General features: G+C 72.9%; 8 protein-coding genes. 3 read left to right on the forward strand and 5 right to left on the reverse strand.

Features of this window, described 5'->3' with window-relative positions; translation table 11 throughout:
* The first annotated feature begins 9 nt into the window (after positions 1 to 9).
* A complete protein-coding gene (locus tag WMF46_RS16140; RefSeq protein ID WP_437986414.1) occupies positions 10 to 1,272 on the forward strand; it encodes a hypothetical protein in 1,263 nt (420 codons plus the stop codon).
* 4 nt (positions 1,273 to 1,276) lie between these two features.
* Here WMF46_RS16140 and WMF46_RS16145 read toward each other — a convergent pair whose 3' ends face one another.
* The 5 genes from WMF46_RS16145 to WMF46_RS16165 form a co-directional block, all read right to left on the reverse strand.
* Positions 1,277 to 1,879, reverse strand: coding sequence for an adenine phosphoribosyltransferase (locus WMF46_RS16145; protein ID WP_437986415.1), 603 nt, complete (start codon positions 1,877 to 1,879; stop codon positions 1,277 to 1,279).
* 41 nt (positions 1,880 to 1,920) lie between these two features.
* Positions 1,921 to 2,697 carry a 5'/3'-nucleotidase SurE gene (surE, locus tag WMF46_RS16150; RefSeq protein ID WP_437986416.1) on the reverse strand — a complete coding sequence of 259 codons (777 nt, stop codon included), beginning with the start codon at positions 2,695 to 2,697 and terminating at the stop codon, positions 1,921 to 1,923.
* 24 nt (positions 2,698 to 2,721) lie between these two features.
* Positions 2,722 to 4,335 carry an aldehyde dehydrogenase family protein gene (locus tag WMF46_RS16155; protein WP_437986417.1) on the reverse strand — a complete coding sequence of 538 codons (1,614 nt, stop codon included), beginning with the start codon at positions 4,333 to 4,335 and terminating at the stop codon, positions 2,722 to 2,724.
* Between the two features lie 100 nt (positions 4,336 to 4,435).
* On the reverse strand, positions 4,436 to 6,670 hold the full coding sequence (locus WMF46_RS16160) for a hypothetical protein (RefSeq protein WP_437986418.1): 2,235 nt from the start codon (positions 6,668 to 6,670) through the stop codon (positions 4,436 to 4,438).
* A gap of 98 nt (positions 6,671 to 6,768) precedes the next feature.
* Positions 6,769 to 8,595: a c-type cytochrome gene (locus WMF46_RS16165; protein ID WP_437986419.1), complete on the reverse strand. Its 1,827-nt coding sequence runs from the start codon at positions 8,593 to 8,595 to the stop codon at positions 6,769 to 6,771.
* A 438-nt stretch (positions 8,596 to 9,033) separates the two neighbouring features.
* Between WMF46_RS16165 and WMF46_RS16170 the strand changes: the two genes are divergently transcribed.
* Together WMF46_RS16170 and WMF46_RS16175 are read left to right on the forward strand one after the other, a co-directional pair.
* Complete coding sequence (locus WMF46_RS16170) at positions 9,034 to 10,701, forward strand: TolC family protein (protein WP_437986420.1); 1,668 nt, start codon at positions 9,034 to 9,036, stop codon at positions 10,699 to 10,701.
* Between the two features lie 173 nt (positions 10,702 to 10,874).
* Positions 10,875 to 13,091 (forward strand): sodium-translocating pyrophosphatase, encoded by a 2,217-nt coding sequence (locus WMF46_RS16175; protein ID WP_437986421.1) that lies wholly within the window; start codon positions 10,875 to 10,877, stop codon positions 13,089 to 13,091.
* Positions 13,092 to 13,185: the final 94 nt, after the last annotated feature.

A 13,185-nucleotide genomic window follows, 5' to 3' on the forward strand; every position in this document is an offset into this window, starting at 1 on the left:
CCGGGCGGCGTGAAGAAGCGGCGGCATGCCGGCGGCAAATCCGGCTACCCTGCGATCGTGGACGACCCCAGCGCGCGGGAGATCGAGGCGGCTGTACAGGAGGCCCTGGGCCTGTTTGGAACATCGGGCTCGGTGAGCGTGCAGGGACGCCAGATCGCGCTGCGCGGGCGCGGTGCGCCCGTGGCCATCGATCTGGAGCAGCTGGTCGAGCAGTGGCCGCTTCTGCCACAAGAGCTGCGCACGCGTAAGGCGTCCGACATCGCGCGGCGGCTCGCTCAGGCGCACCGCGCGGTGAGCTCGCTCGCGCCGCCTGCGCCGGCCGCCCGGGTCCGGCCAGCGCGGCACCTCGTGATCCCCGTCGGCGCGCTCGCGCTGGTGGTCGTCGTCGCGCTCTTCGCGTCGCGCATGCTCCGATCGCGGGAGGCCCCGGCCGCCTCGCCGACAGAGCCGGAGACGACGTCTGGCGAGGATGCGGCGCGGAACGCGCGCACCTGCGAGGCCGCCCGCAAGCGGATCTACGCCGGCGCTTCCATGGGGCCCTTCGAGCTCGCGGGCTGGGTCGCCGAGCTCTGGCTGGCGATGCCTCGCGGCGCCGCTGCAGCGGAGGTCGCCTCCGGCGCCGGGGAGCCAGCGGCCCTGACCGCCGAGTCCGTGGGGCTCGGCGCGCTCATCGCGCAGGGCAAGCTGACGTCGGGCGCCGACGCCGAGCTCGCCGCGATCACCGACGGGGTCGTGGAGATCGTCCCCGGGTTCGATGCGGAGGAGGCAAGGCGCTCTCCGTCGTGGCGCGCGATCACCGCGCGTTTCTCCGGCGGATACGCGCGGGCATACTTCGATCCCGCGCACCGGGCGCGCTTCGTCGCGCTCGGCGATCGCATGGCCGACGCGGCCGCCGCGGCGCTGGGCGCCCTGTACGCGCGCTGCGCGCACCTGCCCTACCACGACGCCGGCGCCTGGTTCCGCGGCGCGGATCCGGCCACGGCGGCGGCGGCGCTCGTCTATGCGTCCGGCCTCTTCGCCGAGATGTCGGCGGTCGATCGAGGGGCGCTCGCCGCGCTGCCAGGGGTGGGGCCGATCGACGCCTTGCGCGGCGCAGGCGCCTCGCTCGATGCCGCGAGCCTGGGCAAGCTGGTGGGGGCGCACGGCGGGGGCATCACCAAGGGCGGGACAGGCGCGGTCGTCATCACGTTCCCCGTCGGCGGGCCGACCCGGGCGACGACCGCGAGCCGCACCGTCGCGCGCAAGCTGCAGGTCGGCGTGGGCCAGGAGTGAACGCTCACTCGCCCGCGGCGAAGTGCACGATCGAGAAGACCCGCGCCGCGTCGCCGGCGCGCTCCGAGAGGAGCGCACGACCGCCGAGGAAATCGAGCTCGACGACGAAGGCGAAGCCGGCGACCTCGCCGCCCTGCTTGCGGGCGAGCTCGGCCGCGGCCGAGGCCGTGCCGCCGGTCGCGAGCAGGTCGTCCACGATGAGGACCCTGGCCCCCGGTCTGATCGAGCCCTTGTGCATCTCGAGCTCTGCCTTGCCGTATTCGAGCGCGTACGCCACGCGATCGGTCGCGGCCGGGAGCTTGCCTGGCTTGCGCACGGGCACGAAGCTGGCGTTGAGCCGGGCCGACAGCGCGCCGCCGAAGATGAAGCCCCGGGACTCGACGCCGACCACGACGTCGACGTGCTCGCCCACGAAGCGCTGGGCCAGGAGATCCAGCGTGATGTGGAGCGCCCGCGGATCCGCGAGGAGCGGCGTGATGTCCTTGAAGAGGATCCCGGGCTTCGGAAAATCCGGGACGTTCCGGAGGTGCGCCTTGAGATAACGGAGCGCGTGCTCGGAGGGCAGGGCGTCGTGATTGAACATGACGCCGAGCGTAGGCGAGCGCATTCGAGCCGGAAAGCGCGCCACGCGTCGCGACGCGAGCTACGTCAGGTGATGTGGCCGTCGTTGAGCTCCGCGGCGAGGAGGCCTGCGATGCCCTCGTGCTGCGCGGCGAAGAGGTCGAGGGTCAGCGGCGTGACGCTGACGGCCCCTGCGTCGTAGGCCTCGGTGTCCGAGCCGGGGACGAGGTCGTGGCGTACGCCCGCGCCGCCGATCCAGAGGTACTCGTGCCCGCGCGGATCCCGGCGAAAGATCACCTCTTCGGTGTACAGGCGCGCGCCCATGCGCGTGGCCCGCACGGGCCAGCTGCTGCCCGCGGGGATGTTGATGTTGAGCAGCGGCGCTGGCCGGCGTCCCTCCTTCCCGGCGGCGCGGTGGAGGGCGAGGGCGAGCTTGACGCCGAGCGCCGCTGCGGCCGGGAGAGACGCGCCTGCATCGGCGGAGAGCGCGATCGAGGGGACGCCGCGGAGCGCTCCTTCGCGCGCGGCGGCCACGGTGCCCGAGTAGAAGATGTCGGCGCCCAGGTTGAGCCCGTGGTTCATGCCCGACACGACCAGATCGGGGCGCCGCGGCAGCACGCGCGTGCCGGCGTGAAGGGCGACGTAGATGCAGTCGGCGGGCGTCCCGTCGACCGCGAACACGCCGGGCGCAGCCTCCAGCAGCCGGAGGACGCGGTGCAGGCTCAGGGAGTGGCTCGTCGCGCTCTGGTTGACCGCGGGGGCGCACACCACCACGTCGGCGTGCCGGGCGAGCTCGTCCCGCACCGCGGTCAGACCCGGAGCTGAGTAGCCGTCATCGTTGGAGAGGAGGATCAGAGGGCGCATGCGTTCGCTCGATGGGTCTCTGGATCAGCGACCGAGCATGCGCCTCGCGAGCGCGGCGACGAGCTCGACGAGGGCGCTGACGCGGCCGAACCATCCGGCTCCCCCGCGCGCCCGCGCCATCGCGAAGGCGACCGTCCGGAGCGCGGGCGTATAAGGGTACCACCACAGCTCGCTCTTCGCCCTGCTGCGGTCCTCGAGCAAGAAGCGCGGCCGCGTGAGCTCCGCGAGCGCGTGTGGGCTGCTCGTGACGCCGTAGCCGCTGTCTCCCGCCCCCGTCCACGGCGCGGCCGGGAGCGCGCCCGTGAAGCCGTGGTTGTTGATCGTCACCACGCCGGAGCGCAGGCGTCGCGCGAGCGCGTGGGCCCGCTCGTAGCCGCGGGTCCAGAGGCTGGTCGTGAGCGCGAAGCGGGACGCGTTGGTGCGCGCGATCGCCTCCTCGGCGTCCTTCACCACGATGATGGGAAGAACGGGGCCGAAGGTCTCCTCCCGGAGCAGCGGCGTGTCCTCGCGCTCCACCTTGAGGACCGTCGGTGGGAAGGCGAGCGAGCCCTCTTCCGGCGCGCCGCCGGCGAGGATCTCTGCCCCGCCCTCGACGGCCGCCTCGAGCTGATGCCGCACGATCTCCGCCTGCCGCGCCGTCGTCATCACGCCGACGTCGATGCCGGCCCGGAGATGCCCCGTGAGCGCGACGACGCGCGCGATGAAGCGGTCCGCGATCGCCTGCTCGACGTAGACGCGCTCGATGGAGGCGCAGTTCTGTCCGGCGTTCGTGAAGGCGCCCCAGAGGACGCCGCGCGCGGCGCGCTCCAGATCGCAGTCGCCGAGGACGATGGCGCTGTCCTTCCCGCCGAGCTCCAGGGACGTCGGGATGAGGCGCTCGGCGCACGCGACGGCGATCTTCTTGCCGGTCGCGACGCTGCCCGTGAAGACGACGAGATCGACGCCGGCCCCGGCGAGCGCGGCGCCGACGTCGCCGCCGCCCTGCGCGACGGCGAGGACGCCGTCCGGGAGCAGCCCGTCGAACAGCGACGTGACGAGCGCGCCGGAGCGCGGCGTGATCTCGCTTGGCTTGAGGACGACGGCGTTGCCCGCGAGCAGCGCCGGCACGATCGTGCGCAGCGGGATCGCGACAGGGTAGTTCCAGGGCGTGATGAGCGCGACGACGCCGCGCGGATCCCTCTGGATGCGCCCGACCTTGCCGGGGTAGGCGAGCGGATCGAGCGCGACGGTGGAGTCGTCGAGGAGCTCCTCGATGGACCGGGTCCAGTAGTCGATGAGATCCGCGTTCGGCAGCACTTCTGCGAGCGCGGCCTCCTCGATCGGCTTGCCGCACTCGCGGTGCACGAGCGTCGCGATCTCCTCGGCCCGCGCGAGCAGGCGCTTCTTGACGCGCGCGATGAGCTCGGCGCGCTCCCTGATCGGGACCTCCGCCCAGGCGATCTGCGCCGCCCGCGCTCTGGCGACGATCGTCGCGAGGTCGCTGAGCTCTGTCTCCGCCACGTCGTCGAGGGGCGCTCCCCCTGCCGGGCTGCGCAGCGGGAAGGGACCGGAGCTCGCCACCCTGACGGACGCCGACGACGCCGCGTCGCCAGCTGCGGCGCCGGCCTCGTCGGGAAGGGGAGTCGTCTCGGAATCCATCGGGCGCGGAGCCTAGCACCGCGCTCCTGCCCCTCTGCATGGGGCATGTGGCGACCCCGAGGGAGCAGGCCCCGACCGGACCGGCCGGGGGCGCGGGTTTCTACGGAGCGGGATCAGGTGCGGGGGCGGTCTCTTCAGCGGGCGCGGGCGCAGCGCCCTCACCGTCCGGGGTGGCGGTGCCGGCGGGGCTGCCTTTCCGCTTCGTGGGGCGGTCGGGCGTGGGGCTCGCCGCGGAGGGCGTGATCGACAAGATCGTTTGCTTGCGGCAACCGACGATGACCGCCTGGCCGGCGGAGAGCCACGCGGGGTCCGACGTCTTCTCCGTCGTCAGCTTGCCGAGCCGCACGTAACGCGTCCCGCAAGGCACGTCGAGCGTCTCTCCGGTGCTTCCGGCGAGCGAGCCGTTCACATACACCGACGCGCGCTCCGGCGAATTGACCGTCAGGTGGCCCCGGCTCGACGGCAGATCCTCGGCCTTGCCAGCGGCAGGCGCAGCGCTCGCCTCGGGGGCAGCGCTCGCTTCGGGGGCAGCGCTCGCTTCGGGCGCAGCGCTGGCTTCGGGCGCGGCGCTCGCTGCCGGCGTCGCGCTCTCGGCCGCGGACGGTGCAGCGGGCGCCGTCTCGGTGGGCGCGGCGGTCGGCGTCGGCTCGGTGGTCGGCGGCTGCGCGGTCGCGCCCTGGGTCGGTCCCGCAGACGTGTCGGGGGCGACGTTGGGGAGGGGCGCGGGCTCGGAGCCAGACACGCTGAGCCGGTACGCGACCGCTGCGCCGCCCACGAGGAGCGCCACGGCGGCGATCACGATGCCCACGCGGGAGCGCGGGCGCGGCGGCGGTCGCACGGTGATGCCGGCGTCCGCGGCCGGCCGCGTCGTGACGTGGTCGGAAGGCTTCACGTCCTTGTCGGCCGGGAGGGGCGGGTCCTTGGTGATGACCTTCGGGAGAAGGTCGCGGTCGGCCGCCTTCGGCCTGGACCTGCGATCCGCTTCGTCGCTCGCGTCTCTGGACCGCGTTCCGGGCGACGCATCGCCGGTCTCTGCCGCGACCGAGCGCGCGATAGCCTGAGCTTCGGACCGCGCGGAACGGACCGCCGTCTCCTCGTCTTCGAGGCCCTCGGGGCGAGAACGAATGACGGTGGGCTCGTCCTCGAGCATGCCGCGGATCACGGTCGGCTCGTCGTCGACCATCTCGCGGTTGAACTCTCGCTCGGTGGCAGGCTCCCCCATCGCGCGCCGCGTGGCGGCGGCGATCGGATCCGGCGCCTTGGGGGTGACCGGCTCACCTGAAGAGGACGGCCCACGGGCAGTGACCGCCTCGAGCGTGGAGGCGTCGTCCGCGGAGGCCGACGCGGCCGTGGCGTGTACCTCCGCGCGGTCGGGCAGGGATCTGCGCTCCGCGCGCGCCTCGGCATCCGGCGCCGCCCTGCGCTCGGCCGGGAGCTTCAGCGCTGCAGCGGGCTTCTGGCCGGGTGCCGGCTCGTCGGGGAGGAGCCCTGCGAACGAGAGCTCGCTGTCGCTCTCCGCCACCTTCGGCCGCGCAGCGACGTCCTCGTGGGGGAAGAACGGCTTCGTCTCTGCGCGCGGGCTGGAGCCCCGGGCCGGGGGCACCGCCGGGCCTGCAGCGGGCGCGTCCTTGCCCAGGGCAGCTGACCTGGCCGCAGGCGCGGTGACCTTGGCCGCGGTCCTGGCTGCCTCTCTCGGCTTCAGCTCGGCAGCCTCCGCGGGAGGACGGAAGGTCTCCTGAGCACCGGCGGGGGGGCCGGCGTCAGCCCGCGGGAAATCGATCGAGGCGCCGGGCCTGGCGGCCGGCTTCCCAGGGGAGCTGGGAGGCGGCGCAGGGTTGCGCGCCGGCGTCGCCGCGGCCGGCTTGACGGCCGCGGCCTTGACCCCGCTCGCTGCGGGCGTGGCCGCCGCGGGCGTCTTCACCGGCGGCTGTTGCGGCGTCTTCGCCGGAGATTGCTGCGGCGCCTTCGCGGCCGCTGCGGGCTGCTTCGCGGCGCTGGCCGCCGCGGTCTGCGCAGCCGCCGGGCTGAAGGCGTCGATGCCACCGACGTCGTCCAGGGCGGGCTCGAGGGAGCGCGGCGCAGACGGTCCGCTCGCGGCGATCGCGCTCGCCGCCGGCCGTGCTTCGTTCGCCGGCGACGTTTCCGTCGAGCTGAACCTGGGGTCGGGCGAGGCCGCGCCCGCCGTGTCGTTGGCGATGGCGCCGGGCGCCTCGCCGCGATGCGGGACGAGCTCGGCGGAGGCCGCGAGCTGCGCCCGGGTGCGGGGCGCAGCGGCGTTCCGCTGCACCCGGTGGAGGAGCGCTTCGAGGGTGGCGACTTTTTCGGCGACGTTCACGCCGCGCCAGCATATCGCGGCTCGGCGCTCGTTACATCATTCGCGGTGAAGGGGCGCGATCGGGCGGGCTCACCGGCGGAAAATCCCGCCGGAAGGGGTCAGAGGGTCTCGAGGTAGGCGACCAGATCGTCGATCTGGGCGTCCGAGAGCTGGGACGTCTTGCCGTGCCGGTCGCCGCCGCCGCAGGCGGGGTTGGTGAACCGGTCCTTCAGCGTCGGCGCGCATCCGTCGTGCATGAACGGCGCGCGCGCGCCGATGCGGACCAGCGACGGCACCTGGAAGCGCTTGCCCGTGCCGACGTCGAACGAGTCGCTGGTCGTGAGCTGAGCGCCCGCGTGGCAGCTCGCGCAGTCGACGGCCTTGTCGTGGAAGAGGGCCTCGCCGCGCGCGACGGCCTCTGCGTCGGGCGCCGACGACGCCGGCGGAGCGGGGAGGCTGTCGATCCACCGGGCGAAGACCTTCACCCGGCGCGGTCCCTGGTGCATGCCGCCCATGCGCCGCTCGAAGACCTCGTCCATGATGGCCTCGATGCCCGACATATCGCCGTCCCAGTGGAACGGGGCCGTGTTGAGGATTCCGCCGCTGACGAACTGGGTGCGCCGCGCTCCGATGGGGTTGAAGTGCCAGGTATGGCTGTCCTCGCCTCCCTCCGGATGGCATGACGCGCACGCCATCGGGCCGGCAGCGTTCCGGTGGAACATCTCGTGGCCGGTGTCCCTCCGGCTCTCCCCGGGGAGCGTGATGACCTTGGCGACGCGGTTGCCGGCGGTGTTGGGAGCCCCGAGGACCTGGATGCCCGCCGGCTCGCGGGTCTGCACCACCACGGAGCCGCCGGCGAACGCGACGGCCGTGGGCTCGCCTTCCACGACCACGCGCTGCTCCGCCTCGACGCAGGTTCCTTCGAAGGCATCCATCGTCACGTTCAAGGTCGCGCGGCTGGTCATGAGGATCTCGCTCCTGCCGGCCGCGACGACCGCATACGAGAGACCGTCATCGGACACCGCGACATCGACCGGCAGGGTCGCGGAGGGAAGGGCAGCGGCCAGGTTCGGCTGGCCATCGGAGTCGGGCGTGCCGACCTCCGAGACCGTGGTGTGGACGACGCTCCCATCGCATCCGCCGGAGCTGTAGCCCCCCTCCACGATCTCGACGGGCGCGATCAAGGCGCGCTGGTGGACCATCGCGACACCGCCTGTCGGCAGCTTGATCGTCCGCCAGGCGACGGTTGGCGCGAACTCCTGCCCGAACAGGTTGAACTTCGGGAGCTTCTTTTGCTCCATGACGATGCCGTCCGCCCCGATGGTGAGCAGCTCGGCAGACCGGAACTTGCTGACCAGGAGCCGGTCCCCGTCCACGATCACGTCGCGCAGATCGCGATCGAGCTTCAGGCGGCGCGTCGCCGCTCCGGGACCGGCCGGGAGCGTGACGAGCTCGCCGCCGAGGCACGCGACATGGAGCGCGTCGGTCTGCGCATCGTAGGCGACCCCCCGCGGGGCCGGGCACACGTCGCGCCGGTCGACGATCGTCCCGCTCTCCGCGTCGACGGTCACGATCGCGCCGCCGCGGCGGAGCGCGACGTGGAAGCGACCCGCGTCGTCCTCGACGACCCTGCCCGGCTCGTCGCCCTTCTGCAGGGCGATCTCCGCGGTCAGCTTCTGCGCCTGGAGATCGACGATCCAGACGCGGTCGCGATCCGGATCCGCGGCCACCGCCCGGAGGGCGCTCTTGCTCACGGCGAGCGTTCCGCCGCTGATGGCGGGCGGCGGCTCCGCCGCGACCGCGACGCTCCCCGGATCGCCGATGCCGATGTCGGGGGTGTCGTCCTCACCGAGCTCCCACGGAGCGCAGGCGGCAAAGGGTGATGCGATGACAAGGATGGCGAGGAACGGGGAGAAGCTGCGGCGCGACGCAAGCAGTCTATGCATGAGGGCCTCCGGTCCGCCGCCAAGCAAGATGGCGGCCACTTCATTCGATGTTCTTCCATCCGATCGCGCGCGGCAATACGTGTTGCCGCGGAGAGAGCGACGTATTCCTGCCGTCCACAACGCGCGTGAGCGCGGTTGGGGGGCGCGTCCGGCGAGGGTCCCGGGATGCGCATCGGTGACGACGTCCCTGCTGTCGTGGCCCATTGCGGCACGGCATGACGAGCGCACCAGACCATCGGGCCCGGCGTGGCTCCGGACGGTGTCCGGCGCGGTCTGCGTATGACGTGGGCCTTGGGGCGCAAGCATCCCGTGGGCCGAGAGCGCGGGCTGCCCGGTCACCTTCGCCGGACGGCGAGGCGAGCCATCGCCGAGACGCGATGCGTGGGATCGCCTGTGACTTGACGGGTGCTCTCGCCGCCCATAAGTGACCCACCGGTCATGAAAAGCACCGCACCCTCGTCTCGACGCAGCATCTCGCTGGCTTCGACGCTCGCCGGGCTGCTCGCCCTCGGGCTCATCGCCTCACCGGCCGCGGGGCAGCCGGCCGCTCCCCGACCGGCGGCTCCGCAGCCGGTCACCCCGCCGCCCGCCCCGGCGCCTCCTGCCGCGGGCCAACCGCAGCCCCCGGGCGCTCCTGTCGCTGCGGCCCCGCCGGCGGCGCCGAAGGCCGATCCGCTCGCCACGGCGCTCGCGCCGCAGCCGGGGGGGCTGACGCCGGACGACGTCGCGAAGGCTGCGCTGCGGACGCGCGCGTCGCTCCGCGCCAAGCAGGCCGATCTCCGCGCGGCGGCTGCGAAGGTCGACCAGGCGATGGTCAATTTCTTTCCGCGGCTGACGCTCACGGCCACCTACACGCGTTTGTCAGAGGTCGAGACCCCGGCCCTCGGCGCGGGGGCGCCGGTCGTCGGCGTGACCAACGGCCCGGGGCAATCTGGATTCAGCGAGGGACCCCTCTCCACCGCGCCTTGCGCAGACGCTGCGGGGCAGTGTGTCGTCGACGGCGATGGCCGCTTCGTGACCCTCAACCGTTCTCCTGGGCTTAGCCTCCCTTCGTCCGTCAACTCCTACTCCCTGACGGCGAGCCTCGCCGTACCCATTTCGGATTACGTGTTCCGCATCTCGCAGGGGTACGCGTCGGCGTCCCACGCAGAGAGCGCGAAGAAGCTCGAGCTGCAGGCGGAGACTCTGCAGGCCGCGGCCGACGCGAAGATCGCGTTCTTCAACTGGGTCCGCGTGAAGGGGCAGGTCGTCGTCGCAGGTGAGGCGGTGTCTCAGGCCAGGGCGCACGTCGAGGACGCGCGCCGCACCTTCGAAGTCGGGCTGCTCTCGCGCGCCGACGTGCTCCGGCTCGAGGCCCAGGTGGCCGGTGCGGAGCAGGTGCTCAATGAGGCGCAGGCCGCGCTCCTCGTCGCGGACGACCAGATCCGTATCGCGCTCGGCGCCGCGCCGGACAGGCCGCTCACGTTGGGGATCGATGTGATGGGGAGCGCGCCTGCGAAGCCGCCCGCGGAGGCGCTCCCGGCGCTGGTCCAGGAGGCGCTTCAGAAGCGCCTCGAGATCCGCGCCCTCGACGAGACGCAGTACTCGCTCGAGAAGGCCGAGGCGGTCACGAGGGCCGGCTACTTCCCGCGGGTGGACGGGTTCGCCGATCTCACCTACGCCAACCCCAACCAACGCGTCTTCGGAGCTCAGGACAGGTTCGATGCGACGTGGTCCGCGGGCGTCCGCGCCACGTGGGTCGTCAACGACATCTTCACCACCGCGGGCGCCTCCGCCGAGGCGAACGCCCGCACCATGCAGATCGCGGAGCAGAAGGCCGCGCTGCGCGACGCCCTCCGCCTCGAGGTGGCCTCCGCGTATTCCGAGCTGAGCAAGACCGCGAGCAGCATCGAGTCAGCGGAGCGCCAGCTCGCGGCGGCCGCGGAGTCGATGCGCGTCCGATCCGAGCTGTTCCGGGCAGGGCGGGCCACGAGCGTCGACGTGGTCGACGCCGAGGGCGAGGTGACGCGCGCGCGGCTCCAGCAGCTCAACGCGCGTGTCGGCGCGCTCGTCGCCAAGACCCGGCTGGACCACGTGGTCGGACGCGACGTGAAGGACCTGAAATGACCTCGCCGCGCGCGTCTTCTTCGCTTGCGCGGCCCTCCTGGCCGGAGTAGGGAAGGCGTGCGCCGCTGCACCGCGGGTTCCTGCGGCGCCGTTGTCGACACCACGGCAACCACCCGCATCATCCCTCACCGGCCGAGGCAGCGCGTCCACGGTGCGCGCCCGGTCCGCCCGTCATGACGGAGCTTGCGCTCATCCTCAGCGGCGGCCTGCTCGGGCTCGCTTTTGCGGCTTACCTCGCTCGCTGGGTCGTCGCACGCCCCGCGGTCGAGCCCGAGATGCAGCGCGTCGCCGCGATCATCCAGGGGGTCGCTGATGCGTACTTTCGCCGGCAGAGCAGCGTGATCGGCGCGGTCTCCGCGATGCTCGGAGGCGCCATCTTCCTCGCTTACGGCCTCCTCCGGCGCGCCGGGGAGAACAACCCGGTGCCAGCGCTGGAGCTCGGTGTCTGGCTGACGCTCTCGTTCGCGGTCGGGGCCGCCAGCGCGGTCGCGACCGGCCGCGTCGCCGCATGGATCGCGCCCCGCACCAGCGTGCGCGCCGCGAGCGGCGCCCGCCGCTCGCTCGATCTCGCCCTGCAGATCGCCCTCCGCGGCGGCGCCGTGTCGGGGCTCTTCGTCGCGAGCATGAGCCTGCTCGGCCTGGGCGGCCTGTTCGCCGCGGTCCTCGCGTTCCGTGGCGGCTTCGGCGCCGAGCCGGCCGAGGCGCTCGCGCTCGCCCCGACCATCCCCTGGGTCATCGCCGGTTACCCGCTCGGCGCCTCCTTCGCCGCCCTGATGGCGCAGCTCGGCGGCGGCACCTTCTCCAAGGCGGCCGACCTCGGCGCGGACCTCGCCGGCGCGGAGGTCGGGCTCGACGGGGACGACCTCCAGAACCCGGCCACGATCGTCGACCTGGCGGGTGATACGGTCGGCGACTGCGCCGGGCGCGCGGCCGGCGTCTTCGCCTCCACCGTCGCCGAGAACGCGGGCGCCATGGTGGTGGGCGCGATGCTCTTCCGCAACAACGCCGGGCTCCCGAGCGCCCTCGCCGTCGTGCTCTTCCCGCTCGTCAGCCGCGCGTTCGGCCTCATCGCGACGCTCTTCGGCGTGATGGTCGTCAAGACCGACGACCGCGAGGACGCCTTCAACGCCCTCGTGCGGGGGCTCTACGTCACGGCCACCCTCCACGCCGTCGGCATCGCCGGGGCCGCCAAGTGGCTGCTCGACGCCCACTGGGTCATCTTCTTCGGCTGCGGCGTGATCGGCATCGTCACCGGCATCGGCGTGCTGCACGTCACGCAGTACTACACGGAGCAGCGGCACCGCCCGGTGCGCGAGCTCGCCGAGGCGGCCCGCAGCGGCTCCGCGATGGCGGTGCTGCGCGGGCTCGCCATCGGCCTCGAGAGCTCGGTGCTCCCGCTCCTGGTCGTCGTCGGCGCCACCTTCGGCTCCTACCTGCTCGGCGCCCGCTCCGGGCTCGCCGGGGGGGGCCTGTTCGGCACCGCGGTCGCGACGATGGGGATGCTGGGCACCGCGGGGTACGTCCTCGCCATGGATGCGTTCGGCCCCATCGTGGACAACGCGGGCGGCATCGTCGCCGTGACCGTCGCCCGCGAGCGGCCGGACGTGCGTGGCCGCACCCTCGTGCTCGATGCCGTCGGCAACACGACCAAGGCGCTCACGAAGGCGTACACGGCCGGCGTGGCCGCGCTCGCCTCGCTGCTGCTCGTCGCCGGCTACCTCGATGAGTCCCGGCGCCGCGCGTTGGCGTCGAGCGCGCCGATTCGCGGCGAGACGACCGCGATGGTCCTGCGCCTCGACCGGCCCGAGGTTTACCTCGGCGCCCTGGTCGGGATCCTCCTTGTCTTCTGGCTGGCCGGCCGCTGCATTCGCAACGTCCTCCAGGCTGGCCGACGCGTCCTCGACGAGGTGAGGCGCCAGGCCCGCGCCCGCCCGCCGGGCTTCGTCGGCGACCACGAGCCCTGCGTCGAGATGGTCTCTCGGGCCGCGCTGCGCCATATGATCGCGCCAGCCCTCGTCTCCGCGGTGGTGCCCGTCGTCGTGGGACTTGCCTTGCGCTTTGCAAGGACGGAAGATAATCCTCTGGTCGCGGCCGATTCAGTCGCGGCCTTGATCATGGCCGGGACGGTCGCAGGCGTCCTCGGGTCGCTCTTCTTGGGGAATACCGGGGCGATCTGGGACAATGCGAGGCAGTACATCGCGACCGGCGCGCACGGTGGGCGCTACCTTGTCGACGAGACGGGGGCGCGGGCGGACAACCCCACCTATGGTGCCGCCGTCGTCGGCGACACGATCGGCGATCCGCTCAAGGACGTGGCCGGTCCCGCGATCCACGTGCTCATCAAGATGCTCCCCGCCGTGATCATCGTGTTCTTGCCGTTCTTCATCTGATGACGGTTCTTCACCCAGCGGGATTTGCCAAGAGATCCCGTTCACCCGACCCATCCCGGCGAATCACCGCCGCACCCGTATCCCGAGCCCACGA

The organism is Sorangium sp. So ce117 (assembly GCF_051524395.1).
Taxonomy (GTDB): Bacteria; Myxococcota_A; Polyangia; order Polyangiales; family Polyangiaceae; genus Sorangium; species Sorangium cellulosum_B.